This is a genomic window from Candidatus Poriferisodalis sp., assembly GCF_965237655.1.
Classification (GTDB): domain Bacteria; phylum Actinomycetota; class Acidimicrobiia; order Acidimicrobiales; family Poriferisodalaceae; genus Poriferisodalis.
Genome location: NZ_CBDEGB010000002.1, coordinates 62,726 through 83,306 on the forward strand (window position 1 = coordinate 62,726; position 20,581 = coordinate 83,306).

General features: G+C 66.7%; 18 protein-coding genes and 2 pseudogenes. 14 read left to right on the forward strand and 6 right to left on the reverse strand.

The window, feature by feature from the left end:
• Window positions 1–978 precede the first annotated feature (978 nt).
• The 4 genes and pseudogenes from ACPXYO_RS08230 to ACPXYO_RS08245 all read left to right on the forward strand — a co-directional run.
• A pseudogene (locus ACPXYO_RS08230) lies at window positions 979–1,814 on the forward strand (IS256 family transposase); the annotation flags it as partial.
• Between the two features lie 196 nt (window positions 1,815–2,010).
• Entirely contained in the window at window positions 2,011–3,201 is a 1,191-nt protein-coding gene (locus tag ACPXYO_RS08235) for an IS110 family transposase (RefSeq protein WP_423915653.1), read from the forward strand.
• Window positions 3,202–3,311: 110 nt separating this feature from the next.
• Window positions 3,312–3,917: a transposase gene (locus ACPXYO_RS08240; RefSeq protein WP_423918881.1), complete on the forward strand. Its 606-nt coding sequence runs from the start codon at window positions 3,312–3,314 to the stop codon at window positions 3,915–3,917.
• Between the two features lie 85 nt (window positions 3,918–4,002).
• Window positions 4,003–4,647, forward strand: coding sequence for an integrase core domain-containing protein (locus ACPXYO_RS08245; RefSeq protein WP_423923784.1), 645 nt, complete (start codon window positions 4,003–4,005; stop codon window positions 4,645–4,647).
• 176 nt (window positions 4,648–4,823) lie between these two features.
• On the opposite strand, the gene ACPXYO_RS08250 is transcribed toward ACPXYO_RS08245, so the two are convergent.
• Window positions 4,824–5,012 (reverse strand): helix-turn-helix domain-containing protein, encoded by a 189-nt coding sequence (locus ACPXYO_RS08250; protein ID WP_423918884.1) that lies wholly within the window; start codon window positions 5,010–5,012, stop codon window positions 4,824–4,826.
• Between the two features lie 357 nt (window positions 5,013–5,369).
• Here ACPXYO_RS08250 and ACPXYO_RS08255 point away from each other — a divergent pair, with 357 nt between their 5' ends.
• Window positions 5,370–6,044, forward strand: coding sequence for an MgtC/SapB family protein (locus tag ACPXYO_RS08255; protein ID WP_423915650.1), 675 nt, complete (start codon window positions 5,370–5,372; stop codon window positions 6,042–6,044).
• Window positions 6,045–6,249: 205 nt separating this feature from the next.
• Here the strand turns inward: ACPXYO_RS08255 and ACPXYO_RS08260 are convergent, their stop codons facing one another.
• Window positions 6,250–6,375, reverse strand: coding sequence for a hypothetical protein (locus tag ACPXYO_RS08260; protein ID WP_423915649.1), 126 nt, complete (start codon window positions 6,373–6,375; stop codon window positions 6,250–6,252).
• 261 nt (window positions 6,376–6,636) lie between these two features.
• Window positions 6,637–7,296, reverse strand: a complete 660-nt coding sequence (locus ACPXYO_RS08265; protein WP_423915647.1) for a TetR/AcrR family transcriptional regulator — start codon at window positions 7,294–7,296, stop codon at window positions 6,637–6,639.
• Between the two features lie 222 nt (window positions 7,297–7,518).
• On the opposite strand from ACPXYO_RS08265, the gene ACPXYO_RS08270 reads away from it, so the two are divergent.
• The 9 genes from ACPXYO_RS08270 to ACPXYO_RS08310 are packed head-to-tail and all read left to right on the forward strand — an operon-like array spanning window position 7,519 to window position 16,383.
• Window positions 7,519–9,141, forward strand: coding sequence for an AMP-binding protein (locus ACPXYO_RS08270; RefSeq protein ID WP_423915645.1), 1,623 nt, complete (start codon window positions 7,519–7,521; stop codon window positions 9,139–9,141).
• Window positions 9,138–9,932 (forward strand): alpha/beta fold hydrolase, encoded by a 795-nt coding sequence (locus tag ACPXYO_RS08275; protein ID WP_423915643.1) that lies wholly within the window; start codon window positions 9,138–9,140, stop codon window positions 9,930–9,932. Before ACPXYO_RS08270 ends, ACPXYO_RS08275 begins: the two co-directional genes overlap by 4 nt.
• Complete coding sequence (locus tag ACPXYO_RS08280; RefSeq protein ID WP_423915641.1) at window positions 9,929–10,942, forward strand: LLM class flavin-dependent oxidoreductase; 1,014 nt, start codon at window positions 9,929–9,931, stop codon at window positions 10,940–10,942. The genes ACPXYO_RS08275 and ACPXYO_RS08280 overlap by 4 nt, the downstream gene beginning before the upstream one ends.
• Window positions 10,942–11,703 (forward strand): SDR family NAD(P)-dependent oxidoreductase, encoded by a 762-nt coding sequence (locus ACPXYO_RS08285; protein WP_423915639.1) that lies wholly within the window; start codon window positions 10,942–10,944, stop codon window positions 11,701–11,703. Before ACPXYO_RS08280 ends, ACPXYO_RS08285 begins: the two co-directional genes overlap by 1 nt.
• Complete coding sequence (locus ACPXYO_RS08290) at window positions 11,696–12,934, forward strand: amidase (protein WP_423915638.1); 1,239 nt, start codon at window positions 11,696–11,698, stop codon at window positions 12,932–12,934. Before ACPXYO_RS08285 ends, ACPXYO_RS08290 begins: the two co-directional genes overlap by 8 nt.
• Window positions 12,931–13,647, forward strand: a complete 717-nt coding sequence (locus ACPXYO_RS08295; RefSeq protein ID WP_423918886.1) for a xanthine dehydrogenase family protein molybdopterin-binding subunit — start codon at window positions 12,931–12,933, stop codon at window positions 13,645–13,647. Before ACPXYO_RS08290 ends, ACPXYO_RS08295 begins: the two co-directional genes overlap by 4 nt.
• Complete coding sequence (locus tag ACPXYO_RS08300) at window positions 13,647–14,933, forward strand: xanthine dehydrogenase family protein molybdopterin-binding subunit (RefSeq protein ID WP_423918888.1); 1,287 nt, start codon at window positions 13,647–13,649, stop codon at window positions 14,931–14,933. Before ACPXYO_RS08295 ends, ACPXYO_RS08300 begins: the two co-directional genes overlap by 1 nt.
• On the forward strand, window positions 14,831–15,796 hold the full coding sequence (locus tag ACPXYO_RS08305) for an FAD binding domain-containing protein (RefSeq protein WP_423918891.1): 966 nt from the start codon (window positions 14,831–14,833) through the stop codon (window positions 15,794–15,796). Before ACPXYO_RS08300 ends, ACPXYO_RS08305 begins: the two co-directional genes overlap by 103 nt.
• Window positions 15,793–16,383, forward strand: a complete 591-nt coding sequence (locus ACPXYO_RS08310; protein WP_423918894.1) for a (2Fe-2S)-binding protein — start codon at window positions 15,793–15,795, stop codon at window positions 16,381–16,383. Before ACPXYO_RS08305 ends, ACPXYO_RS08310 begins: the two co-directional genes overlap by 4 nt.
• Here ACPXYO_RS08310 and ACPXYO_RS08315 read toward each other — a convergent pair.
• The 3 genes and pseudogenes from ACPXYO_RS08315 to ACPXYO_RS08325 form a co-directional block, all read right to left on the reverse strand.
• Window positions 16,292–17,830, reverse strand: coding sequence for a quaternary amine ABC transporter ATP-binding protein (locus ACPXYO_RS08315; protein WP_423918897.1), 1,539 nt, complete (start codon window positions 17,828–17,830; stop codon window positions 16,292–16,294). The genes ACPXYO_RS08310 and ACPXYO_RS08315 overlap by 92 nt on opposite strands.
• A 299-nt stretch (window positions 17,831–18,129) precedes the next feature.
• Window positions 18,130–18,825 carry an N-formylglutamate amidohydrolase gene (locus tag ACPXYO_RS08320; protein ID WP_423923786.1) on the reverse strand — a complete coding sequence of 232 codons (696 nt, stop codon included), beginning with the start codon at window positions 18,823–18,825 and terminating at the stop codon, window positions 18,130–18,132.
• 115 nt (window positions 18,826–18,940) lie between these two features.
• Window positions 18,941–20,578 (reverse strand): annotated as a pseudogene (locus tag ACPXYO_RS08325) (gamma-glutamyltransferase family protein); the annotation flags it as partial.
• Window positions 20,579–20,581 lie beyond the last annotated feature (3 nt).

Consider the following 20,581-nt stretch of genomic DNA (forward strand, 5'->3'; position numbering starts at 1 on the left):
GCGATTCATGCACCGACAAGGACGTCCAAGCAGGGAGGTTCTCTAGTTGTCGCTTCGCGTGAGGTTGTGTGCGCGTGATGCGGATGGGTCGTAAGGCCGGAACCGCAGCGCGCCGTGTACTCATAACCCTGATCGCCGCTGGAGCGCTCAGAACCGCCGAAAACGGCAATTTCGCCCCGAAATTGGTCTTCTGAAAGCCCATTAGCGCTGACTTTGGTCGACACAGGAGCAGCGCGCGACCCTCTGACCAGGCGTTTTGCCCCTTCGCGACCAATGTGGAGATTCGCCGAATTTCGTGTGGAGATTCACGGGTCGGCTAGGATTTGCCACCTCTGACCTGGGCCAACGCGACTGGCCAACATCCCACCAAGGGACGTTGGCCAATATTTGTATTTTTGTTGGCCAGTATCCATGAAATCGGGCCGTTTCGGCCCGTTTTTGCGCGTTCTGGCGGGTGTTGAACCGCTCAACCGCGCCGAGTGGGGCAACTCGCGTGACGCGTGTCTTGCGCTGTCGGTGTGGGGACGCGAAGAAGCAGACGGCTCAGCGGCGGTCTGCCTCGTTCATGGCGTGTGAGGTGACTAACCGGGCCGCGTGCGTGTGGGTGCCCAAAATATGGTCGTGTGCGCTGACCAGGCATGATGCGCTTGCATCCTGAGGTTCTATGTGTCGCATTCTGTACCTGTTGCTGGTGTCGTTGGCGCGCTTGGCGGTGCGCTCGGGACGCTCGAGGGACCTTGAGATCATCGTGTTGCGCCATCAGCTCGCAGTCCTGCACCGGCAGAACAACCGACCAGCCCTCGCCGATGAGGACTGGGCGCTGCTGGGTGCGATCGCGGCGGCCCTGCCCCGACGGCGGCGAGCTGGCTGGCTCGTCACACCAGAGACCTTGTTGAGAGTGTCAGATCCTCTGTGTAAGGGGGTTGGTCTGAGAGTGTCGTGTCGGTGTTGGATGCCGGGGCGACAGGAAGGACCGCAATGATTGAGATTGATCGAGAGAGGCTGCCGGCGAGGTCGGCGGCGGACACGACGCCGTTGGTGTGTGACGGGGCGCTGGACGCGGTGATGGAACGCGTCCGCGCCGAGGGCGCCGAGCTGCTCGGCGCGGACGGGCTTTTGACCCAGCTCTCCAAGGCGGTGCTCGAGCGGGCGCTGGCGCAGGAGTTGACCGGTCATCTGGGCTATGAGAAGGGCGACCCTGGGGGGACTCGCGCGACGGCGCCGCGCCCAAGCGTGTGCACACCGACGTCGGCACCGTGGACGTGGACGCTCCCCGGGACCGCGACGGCTCCTTTGAGCCTCGGATCGTGCCCAAGGGCGCGACGCGCCTGGAAGGGTTCGACGACAAGATCATCGCCTTGTACGCCAGGGGCATGACCGTGCGCGACGTGGCGGCCCATCTTGGGGAGATCTACGGCGTGGAGGTGTCCGGTGACCTGATCAGCCGTGTCACCGACGGGGTGCTCGACGAGCTCGAGGCGTGGCGCAGCCGGCCCCTCGACGCTGTCTGTCCGATCGTCTTCATCGACGCGCTGAACGTCAAGATCCGCGACGGCCACGTCGCCAACCGGCCCGCCTATCTCGCCGTGGGCGTCGATCTCGACGGCCGCAAGCATGTGCTGGGCATCTGGATCGGCGACAGCGACGGCGAGGGCGCCAAGTACTGGCTGGGGGTGCTCACCGAGCTGCGCAACCGAGGCGTCGAAGACGTGCTGATCGTGTGCTGCGACGGTCTGCGGGGTCTGCCCGAGTCGATCCGGGCGACCTGGCCCGCGGCCACGGTGCAGACCTCGTTGGTTCATCATGGGCGGGCCCGGAAAGGTTCCGGGTGTCATCCGCATCGGCGGAAGAGAACCAGTGCAGACCGACCCGGGAGGTCCAGACGCAGACCTGTTCCTTCCGTCGATGGCGGGCTTCGAACTGCAATCAGGAGTTGCGCTGCGAGCGCCGAAACGAGTGACGGTGGTGGCCTGTCGAGGCGGATGAGCCGACCTCGACGGAGGACAACACATGGCAACCTTTGCCGGCATCGACTGGGGCGGGGCTCATCACCAAGCCGCAGTCGTCGATGACATCGGGCGAGAGCTGACCAACCAGCGCTTCGCCCACGACCGAGCGGGCATCGACGAGCTCGTCGTTGTGCTGCGCGGTCACGACGAACTCGTTGGAGTCACGATCGAGCGAAGCGAGGGGCTGCTCGTCGAGCGGCTCCACAGCGAGGGCTTCGCAGTGTTCCCGGTGAGCCCGCGGGTTTCAGCAGCTGCCCGCGAACGGCACCAGGCCGCCGTTCGCAAGAACGACCGCTTCGACGCATTCGTGTTGGCCGACCTGATGCGAACCGACAGCTGGAGATGGCGGCCGCTCTCGCCCGCGTCGGCGCTGGGGGCCGAGCTGCGGGCCGTGACCCGGCATCGACGCCAGTGTGTCGAGAACCAGATCACCGTGGAGGCGCAGCTACGCGAGACCCTGATCGCGTATCACCCCTCTGTGACCGGCTTGTTCTCCAGCGTTGACCGCGACGTCACGCTTGCCTTTCTGCGTGACTACCCGACCCCGGCGGCTGCTGGCCGGGTCGGCGAAGCGCGCATGGCCGGCTTCTGTCGCCGTACGGGCTACTCGGGCCGGGTCCCGCCTGCTGTGCTCGCCGAGCGGCTCCGCACCAACCTGCTCACCGCAGCAGAGGGCAGCGTCGCCGGACACAGCTACGCGGCTCTGGCGTTGGCTGACCAGCTCGAGCTGCTGAACAACCAGCTCCGGTCCTACAACCGGCGCCTCGATGAACTCCTCGCCGACCATCCCGACCATCAGATCGTCGACAGCTTCCCCGCCGTTGGCCGTGTCACCGCGGCCGAGCTGATCTCAGAGATCGGCGAGGACCGCGGCCGCTACCCCACAGCCCAGGCGCTGCTCGCCGAAGCCGGCGCAGCACCGGTGACGCTGTCGTCGGGCAAGATCGAACGGGTCCGGATCCGGCGAGCCTGCAACCGCCGACTGCGAGCAACCACCACGAGCTGGGCCTACGTGCTCAAGCGAATCGACCCCATCTCAGCAGATCGCTACGCCCGGGCCTGCCAACGCGGCGCCACCAAGCACACTGCCCTGCGTGCCGTCGCCTCGAGCTGGATGCGCGTCCTGTGGCGCTGCTGGCAAGACCGCACTCTCTACGACCCGGCGATCCACCGACCCCAGACGCCCCGCTGACCTGACGCCACAACCCTCGCTCCGTCGCCGACCGAAACGACGTCGGCCCCGCCAGCGCGCCTGCCCCCAAACAACCAGCGTCAGGCCCAAGGTTGACAACAGGAGTCTGCGTGGTGCACCTGCTGCGGGCCTCGCACCGCTACGTCACCTGGAACGACCCCAAACAAGTCGCCAAGGAACTGCGGCCCGTGTACGCCGCCGTCGACGCCCAAGCCGCCGAGGCGGCGCTCGACGAGTTCGAAGCCGGCATCGGCGCCAGATACCCCGCCGTGGTCAGCCTGTGGCGGTCGAGCTGGGAACAGTTCATCCCGTTCCTGGACTGCCCCCCAGAAGCCCGCCGGGTCATCTGCACCACCAACATGATCGAGTCCATCAACCGCCGGCTCAGAAAGGTCACCAAGAACCGAGGGCACTTCCCCAACGAGCAAGCCGCCCTCAAACTGCTCTGCCTCGCCATGAGGAACATCACCACCAACACAGCAGGACCACAACGAACAGGAACCATCGGATGGAAACGCTGCTTGAACCAGCTCGCCGTCCGCTACCCAGGACGACTCCCGCTCACCCAAAATGACCAACCGACCGGCCCGCTTACACAGAACATCCGAGTGTCACTGTTGGGGTTGTCGGCGGCGAATCACCAGACACTGGACCCAACCCTCGAGGACGCCGGGCCGGCCATCCACCTCCGGCCCGCTTCGTCGCCTCATCGTTGAAATAGCCACCAACAACCCCACCTGGGGCTACCGCCGCATCACCGCAGAACTCGTCGGCCTCGGTCACCGCGTTGGCGCCTCCACCGTGTGGAGAATCCTCAAACAGCACCGCATCGACCCCGCTCCGCAGCGCACGAGCCTGACCTGGACCCAGTTCCTGCGCTCCCAGGCCGCCGTTGCCTGTGACTTCGTAACCGTCGACACGGCCCTGTTGCGCCGCTACTACCTGTTGTTTTTCATCGACGTCACCAACCGCGAGGTCTTCTACGGCGGTATCACCGCCAATCCGACGGGTGCCAGGACCACCCAAGCCGCGCGCAACCTCTTTGTGCGTCATCGCGACCGGTTCACCCACACCCGAGCACTCGTTCGTGACCGCGCCAGCCAGTTCGTCAACGACTTCGACGAGATCTTGCGAAGCGAAGGCCTCAAGATCTTGCGCACCCCGGTCCGCTTCCCAGTGGCCAACGCGTTCGCCGAACGCTGGATCGGCACCCTGCGACGCGAACTCCTTGACCGCACCATCATCTGGAACCAACGCCAGCTTCAGCGGCTCGCGATCGACTACATCGACCACTACAACACCCACCGGCCCCACCGCTCGCTAGACCAGCGACCACCCCGACACACCAACCCCGACGACAACACGACTGACCACCCGCTGCCCCTTCGACTCGTCCGAACGACCCGCTGCGATGGCCTCATCAACGAATACAAACATGCCGCCTGACCAGCCACAACACGGTTTTGGGCACCCACAGGTTCAGCCCGCGGCGGCACAGCACCCGATGCACCGTCGAGCCCGGCACCCCGGTCGCGGCCCCGATCCGCACCGGACCCCAGCGGCGGTGGCGCCGCAACGCGCAGATCCGCTCCTCGACCCGCTCGGGCGTCTTGGCCGGCGAGCTACGAGGGGCCCCGGCTGGAACGATCCGCCAGGCCCGCAACGCCCCCCTCGTCGAAGCGCTTGACCCACTTGTGCACGGTCTGGCGCGAACAGCCCATCTGCGCCGCCACCGCCGTCGCCGACTGGCCTGCTGCCACCCGCTCGACCAGCACCAGCCGCGAGCGAACCGACAGCGCAGGCCGCGGCACCCCACGAACCCTGATTGAACTACCCTCCGACACTGAGCCTCCGTTCGCAGCATGGGATTCCAACAGACCCCACACTGCCACGGAGGCTCAACTCGTCACAGCACCAGAACCGTCAACAAGGTCCATGGGCATTGCGTCTAGACGACGAGGTGCGACCTCAAGGATCGAGCAGGAGCCGAAGTTCATGGGATCAAGAGACCGCTCCAGGCCGCCGGAATTCGTCGACCGAAGGGACAGCGGTCACCGAGGACACCCTCGCCACTTCGTCCGAAATCTGGCCAGGGGAGTCGAGTATCTGCCAGCGGGAGTCGCGTGTGCGAGAACTGAAACTCTGTCGGCGCCCGTCGTCTGTTGGCGGTGGATGAGGTGAACGTCTCGGCTTGGGAACTTATCCTGCGACTCGTGCTCGCCCTCGGCTTAGGGGCGGTTCTTGGCATTGAGCGCGAAGCTCGCTTCAAGGCAGCCGGTACGAGGACTCATTCGCTGGTCGCGCTTGGCGCTGCATTGTTTACGGTCTCGGGGGTCGTTCTCGGAACCGACGACCCGCTCACGGACCGCACCCGGATCGCCGCACAGGTCGTGAGCGGCATCGGCTTCATCGGCGGCGGCGCCATCCTGCGCAGTGGGCTCACAGTGACAGGCATCACGACGGCGGCAAGTCTTTGGATGGCCGCGTCGTTTGGTGTCGCGGCCGGCGTCGGTTCGTATTGGGTAGCAGCCGCCGGAGGATTGCTCACGTTCATTGCCCTGTTCGGACTTGGTAATCTCGCCGATCTCTTGCTTCGGCGCCGGGGCTTGATGAATCTCGAAATCGATTACGAGCGTGGGCACGGGACCCTCGAAGTAGCTTTTCGAGGCTTGCGAGAGTCCGGAGGATTGGTCCGCGGGATGCAGCTGGTGGACGAGGGCGTCAACAGGCACGTGTCGCTGTCAGTGTCCGGTGCGAACTACCGGTCCATGAGTTCAGTCGTCCGTGACCTAGGAGTCCGCGACGAAGTGGCCCGTGTGGCGTTGAACGCTGGCGAGCGTTAAGGGCGAGTGTCGTGGACCGTCTAGTCGCGGGCACACTCAAGGCAATGTCCTGAGCATTTGATGTGACTCTCCGTCGTCGCCGGCAATCCAACGTTCCGGTCATGGGACGAAAGGGCGGATGTAAGGACCCGGCGATGCTTTGGCGCGACGCAGCCGACGGTTGCTCGGTTTGGGGACTACATCGGATAGTGCCCAACCGGACGGACTATTCGTCAGGCCATGTTGCGGCGGCGAGCGTTGTGAACGCCATCACGTATGCATCCGCGCCAGCGTCGCCGCACGGGTACTGGCCCTCACCGCAGCCATCCGGCACGACCAGACCAACCACCACCGACCCGCACGCTCACTCACCCCCTGCGATCACTGATCCCGCGGAACCAATCATCTAGATGTAACGGCCAACAAGGTTGTCAACTCGGCTAGTGGGCGTTGTGGGTGCCGGAAACTCTGCCGTGGTCGTTGACCTGCCGCGATGGGGCCGATGCTGAGTCCTCGTGTCCCGAATCTCGTACCGATTCCTGGTCCCAGGATGGAGCGCGTAACCGCTGGTCAGTGCCCACGACCGAATTATGGGCACCCACAGGCTTGGGGTTCATCGTTTGAGTAGCCGAGTTTCGCCCAGTTTTCTGCCCCCACCGTGCGCGGCGGGGTCGCCGTAGAAGCTGCGATACCAGGCCCTCGTCACGATGCGCGCGACCGTCTCCACGTCCACCGGCATCGTGTTGAGCGCGGCGTGGGCGAACGTTGTGTAAGCGGTCTGTTCGACCAGGGAGGCCATGGCCCGGGCGACCGTGGCTGGATCGAACCCGTCGAGCTGGACGCGGTCGTCGTTCTCCACCGCATGAACGAACCGGGCGACGTGGCGCTCGCGCATGGTCCACCAGATCGTGGTGAAGCGCCCCTCCACCGTCGTCGCCTCGATGAAGGCCCGCATCACGCCGCTGTTGGCGTGGTAATGCTGCAGGTATCCGAGGTTTGCTTCGAACAGAGCGGCCTCGGGGTCCTCGGCGATGGGCGTCGAGGACCGGCTCTGCTGGAAGAGCTCCTCGTGAATGTCCCGGATAACGCTTCTAAAGAGGTCCTCTTTGTTCTCGAAGTACCTGTACAGGCCGCCAAGGGAGAGCCCGGCCTGATCAGCGACATCGCTCATGCGGGCATCGACGTAGCCGTCTCTGGTGAAAACCTTCGATGCTGCGTCGAGGATCGTCTGTCGTGTCCGTTGACCCTTGGGCGTCGTCGGCTCAATGGCCATGGGCGCCTGCGTCGTCGGAAGACATGTGTGCGGTGTGAGGCACCTGACTGGTCCCTGCGTTGGTGGTCGCTTCGCGGGTCGTATCGGGGCTGGATACCCGCAATTTTCGATCCTACCGCCCCGTACGCGCCCCAACTAAACAAAAGCGATGTCGGTCTTGTGATAGTTTGGCGAATCTGCAGTACTGCGCCGAGTGAGCCATATCGGGAATGGTGAAGAGCAGTGGTCGATGACGTCGCAGAGCGCTACCGGCTCGCTGGATGGTGGACCGGCCGCCGGCTAGTCGACCGCTTCGAGTCGCACGTCACCGAGGGGCCGGACGAGCTCGCCCTGGTGAGTGGGGGCAGCACCCTGTCCCGGTCCGAGCTGTGGCACGCGGCCGGCGAGGCCGCCGACGAGATCCGTTCGGTCGTCGGCGCCAGCAGGCGGGTGGTCGTGATCCATCTGCCCAATTGCACGGCTTGGGTCGTCATGTTCCTGGCCACCTTGAGGGCGGGCCACGTTCCGGCCACGCCCCCGGTCTCCACGCCCGAGGCCCACCTGCGCCACATCTTCGGTCTGATTCAGCCGGCCATGGTTATCTGCGCAAGCCGGAACCGGCGGGCGTCGCCGGATGAGGTGATCCGGCGGGCCGCCGCCCGGGTCTCCACCCAGCTCGCTGTGGCTGTGGCAGACGGATCCCGGCTGGCGGTGCACGGCCCGGTGGTCCCCACAGCGGGGACCGTCGACGTGCCCGACACCACCGCACACCTGATGTTCACGTCTAGTACGACCGGGCCCCCGAAGGCCGTCAGTCACAGCGAGGACTCGCTGGCCGCTCTCAACGTGCAGTTCGCCGAGCGTTTCGGACTCGACCATCACACGCCCGTGTTCATGCCGTCACCGCTCGGCCACAGCGTCGGCGCCATTCACGGCGCCCGCCTGTCGCTGCTGTTGGGTGCACCGCTCATTCTCCAAGACGAATGGGACCCTCTCAACGCCCTGGAGCTGGTGGCCCGCCACCGCGCTGATTTCACTGCGGCTGCGACCCCGTTCCTGTTGGACCTCGTCAATGCCCGGTGGTCTGACTGCGAGCCCAAGCTGGCACCGTTGCGGAGCTTCCTGTGCGGTGGAGCCCAAGTGCCGCCGGCCCTCATCCGTCGCTGCCGAACCGAGCTGTCGAATACGTTCGTCACACCCCTGTGGGGCATGACCGAAGGCGGCCTCACCACGTGTGTGACCGGCTCATCAAAGACGCAGGTCGAGAGCACGGTCGGGGTGGGTTTGCCCGGGCTGGAGCTGCGAACCCTCGACGCCGACATGGGGCTGCAGGCTTCGGGGGCTGGCGAGCTCGTCATGCGCGGGCCGGGCGTGTTCAACGGCTACCACGGCCAACCCGAGCTGTACGCCGAGCTCATCATCGGCGACGGGTTCTTTCGCACCGGCGACCTCGCCCGTATCGATTCCGACGGCTACGTGTCCATTACTGGGCGGCACAAGGACCTGATTATTCGCGGGGCCGTGAACATCTCTCCCGTTGAGACCGAGAATGCGATCGCCGCCCATCCCGACGTGGTCGGCGTGGCCGTGATCGGGTGGCCCGACGAGCGTCTCGGCGAGCGCATCTGCGCGGTCGTGCAGGCTGGCGTTCCTCTCGATCTCGACGATGTCGTCGCGTTCTGCGCTGAGCAGGGCCTGCCGCGGCGGTACTGGCCCGAACGGCTGATGCAGGTCGATCAATTCCCACGAACGGCCGCAGGCAAGATACGCAAACAGCAGCTTCGTGATGAACTCGTCAGCGCCTCCGCCGTGACTGCCGCAGCGGGCGACGGCAGCGCAGGCTGGGATGGGGACGCAGGCCGATGAGCACCGTCGAGTTGGGCGACATCGTGGTCAACTACCGGCGGCAAGGCTCGGGGCCGCCGGTGGTGCTCCTGCATGGGCTGGCCGAGGACCATCGCTCCTGGAACGCCGTCGCGGCCCATCTCGGCGAGTTCACCGTCTACTCAATCGATCTTCGGGGACACGGTCGAACAACTCCCGGGCAGGGCGCTGGCACCCTGTCGCAGCTGAGCGACGACCTGGCGGCGTTCCTGAGCGCCGAGACCGGTCCTGCCGCCGTGGTCGGCTATTCGCTGGGCGGGACCATCGGGCTCAAGGCTGCGAGCGCTAGCCCAACCCTGATCGGTCACCTGATCGTGGTGGCCACGTCGTCGGTGGTCGGCGGGACCGCAGCCGAATTCTTCGAGAGCCGCATCGCCCAGCTCGAAGCTCACGACGCGGACGGCTTCGCCGCTGGCCTGCGCGACGACACGGCCCGCCAGATCGTCACCGAGGCCGACATTGACGCTGTGACCTCCCGGCGGAGAGACGCCGTCGGTTACGGCCACGGCTACATCAACGCGGCCCGAGCGATGGTCGGGATCCGCTCCGAGCCGCTGAACCCGCTGCTGGCGCAGATCGAAGTCCCCGTCGACGTCATCGGGGCATCGGGCGATGTCTTCTGCCCGCGCCGGGCATCCGACATCATCGTCGAGAGCGTCGACGACTGCCGGTACCACGAGGTGGCCGGCGCCGGTCATCTGGTCTCCGTCGACCAGCCCGACTCCTACGGCAAGCTGCTCGCCCAGATCTTGGGTGAGAGGGGACTCCCATGAGGCACCGCTACGGCATCTCCCTGGGTGTCAGCCCCCGCGAGCCCTTGAGCCGCACGGCCGAACTGGCCCGCGCCGTCGACGAAAGAGGTTTCGAGGCGCTGTGGTACATCGACTTCCAGCTCGGCATGAAGGACGTGTACGCGGCGATGAACCTGGCAGCGCTGTCAACCGAGAACGTGCTCATCGGGGCGGGTGTCACCAACCTCGTGACCCGCCACCCCACAGTGACCGCCAATGCCACCGCCGCGCTGGACGAACTCTCCGACGGCCGCGCTGTGCTCGGCCTCGGCGCAGGCTGGTCAGCCGTGCTCGGCGCCGGAGGCACGCCGTCGAGGCTGGCCGAGCTGCGCTCGGGGATCGATGATTTCCGCCGACTCTTCAGCGGAGAGCCGTGCGATCTCGACGGCAACGAGGTCCGCTTGGCCACTGCGAAACGCCAGATTCCCGTCTACCTCGCCGTCTCGCAGCCCGCCATGTTGCGGCTCGCCGGCGAGACCTGTGACGGAGCCGTGCTCATGGGCGCTGCGGACCCCGAGTTCTGCTCTTGGCAGCTCGACTACATCCACCAGGGGCTGGAGACCGCCGGACGCGACCGCGGTCAGCTGACCGTCGACCTGTTCGTCACCATGTCGATCGGCGACGACGAGGCGAGTGCCATTGACGACGTCAGGGCATGGGCCACCAGCCAGGCGGCCACCTTCCATCCATGGAAGCGGATGCCGCCCGCGTGGGAGAGGTTCCGTCCCGAGTTCGCGCGCGCCGCGGGCGCGTACGGCCTCGTCGACCACCTCTCGCTGCAGGCGGGGCACAAGCACACGGTGTCCGATGAGTTCGTCAAGTCGGTGGCGCTGGTGGGCGACCTCGACACGTGCGTCGACCGGCTCCGTCAACTGTGGCAGCTCGACATCGACCGGATCACGTTCGCGCTGCTGTCGGGCGGGCGCGAGCAGCGCCTGGCCCAGCTGGCAGACACCGTGATCGGTGCCGTCGAAACAGAGGGAGGAAGCTGATGGGGAACGACCCGCGGGTCGCACTGGTGACCGCGGCCGCCGGCGCCGGCATCGGAGCGGCGGTTGCGAGACGGCTCGCTCGCGACGGGCTGAACGTCGTGGTCACCGATGCCCATGAGCGCCGGTGCCGCGAGTTCGCCGACGTCCTGGCCGACGAGGTCGGGCGTGAGGTGAGCGCCTATCACCTCGACGTGACCGACCACACCCAGGTGCAGGCCGTCATCTCAGAAGTAGCGGCCGACAAGGGTGGGCTTGATGTGCTGGTCAACAACGCGGGCTGGTCGAAGATCGAGCCAGTGGCCGAGATGTCTCTGGAGACCTGGCAGCGCTGCCTCGACGTCGATCTGACCGGCACGTTCGTGTGCATGCGCTACGCGCTCGCCGCGATGATCGCCGCAGGCGGCGGCTCGATCATCAACATCTCGTCGATAGCGGCCTGGGAGATGTCAACCGAGCACGGCGCCGCCTATTCCGCGGCCAAGGCCGGCGTACTCGCACTCACCCGGGTGGCTGCCGCCGAGAACGGAGTCCACGGGGTGCGGGTGAATGCGGTGGCTCCGGGCCTGATCTACAACGATTTCTTGCGCAAGATCTACCCGCAGGAGTTCTTCGACAGCTACCTGTCAGACAAGGCGTTCCTGGGCCGCATCGGGCAGCCCGACGATGTCGCGAGCATGGTCTCGTTCCTGGCGTCGGATGAGGCGACCTATGTGACCGGCGAGGTGTTCACCGTCTCTGGAGGCGTGTCGGCTCGTGGATGAAGAACCCCTGTGGTGGCCGGTGCAGCGGCTTGTCGACGCCTACCGGAGCGGCAACGCCGGCCCTCTCGCCAGTGTCCCTGTCTCGATCAATGACGCTTTCCACATTGAGGGACACGTCACCACGCTCGGCTCGTTTGCCCACGCCAGCGACGTGGCCCGGCACGACTCCGGTGCAGTGCGCCGCCTGCGCCGCGCCGGAGCAGTCTTCGTCGGCAAGACCAACGTCTCGGAGTTCTGCCAGTCAGCCACGACGGACAACCTGCTGGGCCCCGACACTGCCAATCCCTTCGACCCTCGTCGAACCGCCGGCGGATCCAGCGGCGGTGCGGCGGCCTCGGTGGCCTCAGGCACCTGCACCGGAGGCCTCGGGTCCGACGGCGGAGGCTCGATCCGCATCCCCGCGTCGTTCTGTGGCCTCGTGGGCTTCAAGCCCACCTACGGGACCATCGACGACGACGGAGGGTTCCGCGCGTTCAGCCCGTTCATCTCCGCCGGGCCGCTCGTTCGATGCGTCGCCGACGCCCGCAGCCTGCACTCGGCGCTGTCCGCCGACGGCACCGGGACCAACGACGCCCCGGCCGGCAGGGGCCGACGCCGCATCGCTTGGTGTCCCAAGCCCGAGGGACGCCCGATCGACGCCGACGTCGGCGACGTGGTTGCAGCCGCGGTGACACGGCTCGCAGCCTGCGGCCACGAGGTGAGCCCCACAGAACTGGACTTCGGGGGCTGGGAGGAGATATTCGGTCCGCTCGTGCTGGCCGAGGAGGGCGAGCGCCGCGGCCACCTGCTTGGTGGTCCCGATGAGTTGACCTGGTATCACCGGCGGTCCTTGGTGGCGGCCGAGCACCTCGACCTGCGTGTTGTCACGGCGGCCCGTTCCGCCTTGGCTCGGTACCGGGAGCGGTTGGACCGCTACTTCTGTGACTACGACGTGATCGTCACTCCCGCCACGGCCACCACCGCCTTCGAGCTGGGATGCCGCCCGACGGCCATCGCCGGAGAGCCGGTTTCCCGGCTGTGGGGGGCCTTCCCGTTCGCGGTGCCCTTCAACGTCTCCGGACATCCTGCGGTGGTACTGCCCGCCGGGTTCGTCGACGGCTTGCCGGTCGCGATTCAGCTCATTGGACGGCACGGGGGCGACACCGAGTTGCTGTCCCTCGCCGAGCAACTCGAAACCGAACTGGACATACGTCCCTTCGCCCGCCTGTCGCCCCGCTGGTCAACCCCGTGAGCACCCGTCACGTCGGGCGTTCGGTGCCACGGCGCGAGGACCGCGGCCCGCTCACCGGACGGAGCCGGTACATCGCGGATCTGAAGATCGCCGGGATGGCCGAGGTCGCCTTCGTCCGCAGCACCGAGGCCCACGCCCGGATCGTCTCGATCGACACGTCAGACGCACTGGCCACGGACGGCGTGATGGCGGTGGTCACCGCTCAGGACCTCGCCGAGGTGAACGCCTTCCCTGACTACATCGGATACATCGGCCCGGTGGGGCAACGGCCGCTCGCTTCCGACAGGGTGCGCTTCGTCGGCGCCCCGTACGCCGTGGTGGTGGCGTTGGACCGCTACATCGCAGAGGACGCGGCCGCTTTGGTGGCCGCCGGAACGGAGTTCGAGTCACTGCCGACCGTGGCAGACCTCGACCAGGCTCTTGCACCGGGCGCGCCGAAGCTGTACGACCACTGGGACGACAACTGCTCGGTGGATCAAGCGGTCCACAGGCCCGAGGTGGACCGGGCATTCGACGAGGCGGACCACACCTTCACCGATACCTACATCAGCCAGCGCCAGTCGGGGCTGCCGATGGAGACGAGGGGCGTGGTGGCGGACGCAGCCGACGGAATGCTCACGGTCTGGTCCTCCACGCAGAGCCCTCACATCGTGCGGACCACGATCGCTCAAGCACCGGCCGCGGCTTCGGGGTTCCCGAGAGCACCTTCGTGATGGAACGCATCATCGACCGGGTGGCCCGGCTGACCGGGACCGACCGGGTGGAGCTGCGGCGCAGGATGCTGCTGCGGCGCGGGCAGTTGCCCTATGTCATGCACGGCGGCGGGCGCGTCGACTCCGGCTCGCACACCGAGTGCTTTGAGCGGGCTTTGGAGTTGGCCGAGCCCGCGCTGGCGCGGGCTCGATCAGCCCACGCCGACGATCCCGATGTGCGAGTCGATGTGGGCTACGCCAACTACATCGAGCCGACCTCGCCGAGCTACTTCCTCACGACCGGCCACTGGGCGGGCGGCGACGCGGCCACGGTGAGGGTCGATCCCGACGGCTCGGTGCGGATCGCAGCCGGGCTCAGCGCGTTCGGCCAAGGCGCAGAGACCGCGGCCGCTCAGCTCGCGGCCGACGCGCTGGGCGTCTCGCCGGACAACGTCACCGTCGTGCTGGGCGACACCGAGCGCTCGCCGTACGGCTTGGGCTCATGGGGAAGCCGGGGAGCGATGATGCTCACCGGATCGGTGCTGATGGCCTCGCAGCGGTTGATGGACAAAGCCCGTGCGATCGCAGCGCACATGTTGGAGGCGGCCGAGGCCGACATGGTGGTCACCGACGGTGCGTTCGGAGTGGCCGGCAGCAGCCGGCCCACGGTGAGCTGGGCGGAGGTGGCCACCGCAGCCTGGGTCCGCACGGTGGACCTCCCCGACGGCATGGAGGCTGGCCTGGAGATGTCTGGCCATTTCCAGCCGGCGAACCTGCAGCACGAGCGCGATGGCGCCGGCAGGGTCAATTCGGCCGCCGGCTGGTCGAACGGCACGCACATCGGGATTGTCAGCGTGCGGATCAGCACCGGCGAAGTGGCCATCGAGGACTTCATCGTGGTCCACGACTGCGGCACCATCATCAACCCGGCGATCGTGGAGGGCCAGGTCCACGGTGGGGTGGCCCAGGGGATCGCCGGCGCAATGTACGAGCACTTCCAGTACGACTCCGAGACCGCTTCCCCCAGGTTTGCGTCGTTCATGGACTACCTCGTGCCGACGTGTGCGGAAATACCGCACATGGAGGTCGATCACATCGAGACGCCCGCGCCGGAGCATCCGCTGGGGGTCAAGGGCTGCGGCGAGGGCGGCACGGTTGGCCCGCCTGCGGTGGTGGCGGGCGCCGTCTCCGACGCCCTGTCGGAATGGGACATCGACGTGACAGCGTGCCCGGTCACGCCGGTCGCGGTCCGCGATGCTCTCCGTGCCAAGGGAGCCTTCGGCGATGCAGCGGTCACAAGCCCGTGAAACCTGCACCGTTTGACTATTGCCGGCCAGCAACCGTGGCCGAAGCGGTCGAGGCTCTCCGTTCCGATGAGTCCAGCCGGGTGCTGGCGGGCGGCCAGAGCCTGATACCGACGATGAACTTCCGGCTGACAGACATCTCGCTGCTGGTGGACATCCGTTGCGTGGCAGGCCTCGAAGGCGTCGACACCGACGAGAACGGGGTGGTCGTCGGGGCGGCGGCGACCCAGAGCCAGGTGCTGGGCGACGACGACGCTGCGGGGGCCGTACCCGGCCTGCGGGCTGCGTTGCGCCATGTGGGGCACCACCAGATCCGCAACCGTGGCACCGTCTGCGGCAGCATCGCCCACGCCGACCCCGCTGCCGAGCTGCCCGCCCTCGCCGTCGCCACCGACGCCGTGATCGGAGTTGCGGGGCCGGACGGACACAGCGCTGTCGCCGCATCCGACTTCTTCTGTGGGCCCTTCTGGACCGCGCTCGGCGACGCCGAGCTGGTCACCGAGGTGCGATTTCCGTCCCCTGCGGCCGGCTCAGTGACCGTGGTGGACGAGATCTCCCGTCGCGCCGGCGACTTCGCCATCGCCGGGCTGGTCGCGGTCGTCGATACCGACGGCGGCGCAGTGCGCGCGGCACGCCTCGTTGGCTTCGGTGTCGGCGGCGTGCCCACCCGCCTGCCAACTACCGAAGCCGCGATCTCGGGCTGGGCAACAGGACACCGTGAGGGCGGACTCATCGAAGCCGTGATGGAGGACTCCGCCGACGCTTTCGACGACATCCACGCCTCAGGCCGGTACCGCCGCGAAGCGTTGGCGGCGTTGGTCGTGAGGACGGCACGGGGCGCGCTGGCCCAACAGGAGGCCCCATGACAGCAATCGAGCCAGTCTCAGAAGTCGACGTCGAGGTGACGATCAACGGCCGGCCTCGCCGGCACCGCGTCCCAGTCCGGCTGCTGCTGTCGGATTACATCCGGGACGTCGTGAACCTCACCGGCACCCACGTCGGCTGCGAGCACGGCTACTGCGGCGCCTGCACCGTCATCGTCGACGGCGACGCCGTGCGATCCTGCCTCATGTTTGCCGTCCAAGCCGACGGCGCCGAAATCCGGACCGTCGAGGACCTCGCCCCCGCGGGCTCCGATTCCCTCTCGCCGATGCAGCAGTCGTTCCACGATCACCACGCCTTGCAGTGCGGCTTCTGCACTGCTGGGTTCCTGATGACGCTCGAGAGCGTCGACCCCGAAGACTGGCGAGAGCCCGAACGCATCACCGAATTGCTGTCAGGCAACCTGTGCCGGTGCACCGGCTACCAGAACATCGTGACCGCGGTTAGCCAGGCGTGGAACGCCGAGCAGTCGTCGTCGATCAAGCGCAGCTCGATGGTGCCCACTGTCGTGTCGCCCCGGGCATCGGCGTCAACTCGGGTGGGAGCCACGCCCCGTTCCAGACTCTGCTGAAGGGTCCCTGCGATCGCTGCCAGCGGCACGCCTGGTTCGAACGTGGTCGATGCGATGCCGCCATTGCGCGCCGCGAGCTCGGCTGCCGCGAGCGCGCCAAGCGCGGCCACCCACGCCGAAGCCGGGAGCGCATGGATCTCAAGCGCCTCGCAGAACGCGCGCACTGCCGCGCCGTGATGGATTTCTGCGAACGTGACGTTGTGGGCGATGCGTTCGGCGGGCGAGAACCCGGCGTCGTCGATGCCGGCGGCGAGCGATGCGAAGTCCCTGGGGCCCCGAAACCACGCAGGCCATTCGGGAAAGTCTGGGATCGCGCTGGCATCTGCCGGGCGATCATGGCGCTGTACTCCTGCCGGGGAACGTCGGCCCCGCCCATGAACAGCGGGTAGAGCGTGCATCCGATCACGCCGCCGCGCGCCGCCACCGCATCGAGCACCTCGTCTGGCTTGTTGCGGGGCGCCCTGCGTCTTGGCGAGCTCGAGTTGTTCTGAGATGCTCTTGACCGGTCCGCATCGACCACGTGAGCCGCTTCAACACCGAGACGATCGATAGCGCTCAGTACTTCGGCGACTGAGGCGTCCTCCGCTATCGCCGCGGCGTCCTCACGCACCGTCTCGACCGCCAGCACGCGGCCTTGGTCGACATCCTGGACGAATTCGGCCACGTAGTCGGTCTCCGGCCGCATGAGGATGTCTTCGGGCGTGCCGATCTGATGGATTGCGCCGTCTTTCATGATGCACACCCGAGAACCCACGCGCAGTGCCTCGTTGAGATCGTGTGTGATGAACAGGATCGTCTTGTGGAGCTGGTCCTGTATCGCCATCAGCTCGTCCTGCATCTGGCGGCGGATCAGCGGATCCAGAGCACTGAAGGCCTCGTCCATGAGCAGGATGTCGGGATCGGTGGCGAGTGCCCGGGCCAGCCCCACTCGCTGTTGCATGCCTCCGCTGAGCTGGCGGGGATAACTGGACTCATAACCGCTGAGTCCGACGAGGGCCAGGGCCCTCTCGGCCGTAGCGTTCCGGCCGTCGACATCGAGGCCCTTCACCTTGAGCCCGAAGGCGACATTGGAGCGGATGTCCTTATGCGGGAACAGGGCGAAGTGCTGGAAGACCATCCCGGTGCTGTCACGGCGAAAGGCCTGGAGTTCTTTGAGTTCGAGGGCAGTGATGTCGGTGTCGTCGACAAAGACCCTTCCGGCGGTCGGCTCATGGAGCCGGTTCACGCAACGGATCAAGGTGGACTTGCCCGAGCCGGACAGGCCCATCACGACGAATATCTCGCCCTCGGAGATGTCGATGTTGGCGTTGCTCACACCCACCACATGGCCAGTGCTCTCTCGAATCACATCCTTCGAGTAGCCGGCCCTCAGCAGCGTCAGCGCTTCGCCGTCCGGCTCGTCACCAAAGATCTTGACGACATTCTCGATCTTGACCTTGGTCGACATGCGTCACCCGCATTTCGGAGCAGAGCAGGTGCAAGACAACGGGAGTGAGCCGTCGAGGCTCCTTCCGGCGGCGGCTCGTACGTCCTCGGCGTTCATGAACCTAGCTGTCCCGCGAGTAGCCAAGCATCGGAGGGGACGTGGACTGATCTGTGCCCACGGTCAAAGTGGCCGCTCTCACCAAAACATGATGTCACTTTCTTGTGGATCGGGCACTTCGAATTCGGTGCAAATGCGAATGCACGTCTTGCATACCGGAATCGACCGACACGCAAGACACGTCGAGCAGTGGCCTTCCGCGCCTACAGATGTGAGTTGACCCAGTTGCTGAATGCGGTCAGGACCATTTGGCACTTGCCGTGGTTCGTCATGAACGGTGCTCTGGAGATCTCGAGCTGCATCCATGGCATTTCGGCTCCGTGTGAGCGGGTGATGTAGCCGCCTCGAAAGGGATCGTTGATGTTCACCGGTCCGTCGAGGAGTTCGGCGAAGCACGCCCGCATGCCGTCAATCCAGGTCGGCGGGCAGGTTCCGTGGCCATTGCTCAGGCAGATCCACGGTCGCTCCTTGCCGTGGTCGGGTCCAACGGGAGGCCCGTTCGCGGCCATCGTGTGGCAGTCGACACCCAGGGGCCACCGGCCGCTCCGCCCCAGCTCGCTGAGCTGGTCGTGATAGGGGGCGTGATAGGCGCCCAAGAGTCCCTCGACTTCGGATTCCCGCAGCGGTCGGCGGTAGACGGGCACGTTCCAGCAGGTGTGGATCTTGACGACGCCGTCGGGCCGGCGGTCGTCCGGTGCCCGGTTCATGTCGACGATGGCGCGGGCCACGTCGGTGGTGACGAACGCTTCGACTTCGGCTTGGATCGAGTAGATCTCCGCAGCGCCGCCGTCGCCGTCGTCGGCGATTTCCTGGGCCGACAGCGAGCACACGTCGGTGACTTCGGCGGGAACCCGCAAGCCGGCGTGAGGCACCGAGATGACCAGCGGCAGTTTTTTCATGTGGGCTCAGGCGAGGGTGCAGCGGCGGGGCCGGACCCGGTACCGGGCGTCGAGGCAGACGCAGGCACAGACGCAGGCACAGATACGCAGGACCAGCCGCGGCGCCGTCGCGCCGCGGATCGGCCACGCCGATGAGCCGCCCGCCGTCTCTCATCACCAGCTGCGCGCAGCCGAGATAGAACGAATAGGGCTCCCGGCGATTCAGCACAAAGCCGGCACCCTCCAGCGCCGCGAGCACATCGGTGGCAATCCTCGACGCCTCCACCGAAACCTCGCCTTGCAGCGAGCAGTGGATGCGGGGCGCGTCCACCGCTGCCATCGGCGAAGAGTTCCGCAGACGCAGCAGCACCTGCAGGATCGTGGGCGGTATGCGCTCGCTGCCCGGTGAGCCGATCGCCAGCCACGGCTCGGAGGACCGGAACACGATCGTCGGGGCCACGCTGGCCCACGGCACGGCGTTGGGGCGCAGGTAGTACGGGTGGGTGACATCGGTGGTCTGGAAGGCACTCATGTAGTTGTTGTAGAGAAATCCGAGCTCCGAAGATGCAGCGCAGGAGCCGTAGACGTTCTCGATCGACTGGGTCAGCGCCACGACGTTGCCGTGCGCGTCCATGACCGACAGGTGAGTGGTCTCACCGTGTCCGAAGCGCTGCGCCACCCCGCTGGCGAGAGCCCGGGCGTACTCGCGGTTGAGCATCTGCTTGTCCGAGGCCGGGGAGTACAGATTCGGATCGAAGGGGCGGTCCTTGCGATCGATGAGCGCCAGCCGGATCGTCTCGGCCAGGCAGACAGCGCCCTCAGGCGTGTCGATGTCCTGGAGTTCCCGCGGGAGGCTCTGGTGAATGTTGAGCATCTCCACGAGCGTGCGTCCGGCGCCCGGCAGCGGCATCGTGAGCACCCGGTCGCGCCCGAAGCGAACCGACAGCGGCCGCCGTTCGATGGGATGGGGTATCTGGGCAAGATCGTCGGCGAGCACGATCCCGCCGTTGGCCTCCATGTCCTCACCGATGAGGCGAGCAGTCTCGCCGAGGTAGAAGTCCTCGAAGCCCTGCTCGCACAGACGGCGCAGCGTGCGAGCCAAGACCGGCTGGGTGATGATCGTGCCGGCGCGGTACGCCCGCCGCCCGTCCTGGAGGAAGAACTGACTGCCTGAATGAGCCGCCAGGCGCCTGCGTTCGCGCCGGGTGAGGCGGTACTGCAGAAGACTGACCTCGTAGCCCTCTTCGGCCAGCACAATCGCCGGCTCGCAAACCGTCGACCAGTCGAGCTTGCCGTAGTTCGCCAGCGCATGGGCATACACGGCGGGCGAACTCGGCACGGTGGTGGCGAGATGGCCCCGTCTGCGGTCCTCGGTGAGGTTTGCGAACCGCTCGACGAGTGCCCGATTCGGCGCCCTCGAGGAGCCGTCGAGGGCGATCGTGCGGTTCGAGGCGCCGTCGTGAATGACCATCATGGTCTGGCCGCCGAGCCCCGACGCTGCCGGTTCGCACACACCGAGCGCAAGCGCTGCCGCCACGGCGGCGTCGATGGCGTTGCCGCCGCGTTCGAGCATCTGCACGCCCGCTGCTGTCGCCGAGTAGTGAGCGGTGCTCACCATCCCGTGCTCGGATGCGGCAATGCGCTGCGGCTCGTGAATGCGCGTGTCGGACAGCTCGAGCAGTGAGGTATCGACCGACCCAGCGCGCCGCCTGCGCGGTCTCGCGGCCGGCGGCTCGGCAACGGCCGGGATGGATTGTGGCTCGCGTTCGATCATGCG

Excerpts from the sequence above, each read along its gene's own strand:
- ACPXYO_RS08235 (WP_423915653.1), top strand. The coding sequence starts at position 2,011 with ATGGCAACCTTTGCCGGCATCGACTGGGGCGGGGCTCATCACCAAGCC.
- ACPXYO_RS08265 (WP_423915647.1), bottom strand. The coding sequence starts at position 7,296 with ATGGCCATTGAGCCGACGACGCCCAAGGGTCAACGGACACGACAGACG.
- ACPXYO_RS08275 (WP_423915643.1), top strand. The coding sequence starts at position 9,138 with ATGAGCACCGTCGAGTTGGGCGACATCGTGGTCAACTACCGGCGGCAA.
- ACPXYO_RS08280 (WP_423915641.1), top strand. The coding sequence starts at position 9,929 with ATGAGGCACCGCTACGGCATCTCCCTGGGTGTCAGCCCCCGCGAGCCC.
- ACPXYO_RS08285 (WP_423915639.1), top strand. The coding sequence starts at position 10,942 with ATGGGGAACGACCCGCGGGTCGCACTGGTGACCGCGGCCGCCGGCGCC.
- ACPXYO_RS08300 (WP_423918888.1), top strand. The coding sequence starts at position 13,647 with ATGGAACGCATCATCGACCGGGTGGCCCGGCTGACCGGGACCGACCGG.
- ACPXYO_RS08305 (WP_423918891.1), top strand. The coding sequence starts at position 14,831 with ATGGGACATCGACGTGACAGCGTGCCCGGTCACGCCGGTCGCGGTCCG.
- ACPXYO_RS08310 (WP_423918894.1), top strand. The coding sequence starts at position 15,793 with ATGACAGCAATCGAGCCAGTCTCAGAAGTCGACGTCGAGGTGACGATC.
- ACPXYO_RS08315 (WP_423918897.1), bottom strand. The coding sequence starts at position 17,830 with ATGTCGACCAAGGTCAAGATCGAGAATGTCGTCAAGATCTTTGGTGAC.
- ACPXYO_RS08320 (WP_423923786.1), bottom strand. The coding sequence starts at position 18,825 with ATGAAAAAACTGCCGCTGGTCATCTCGGTGCCTCACGCCGGCTTGCGG.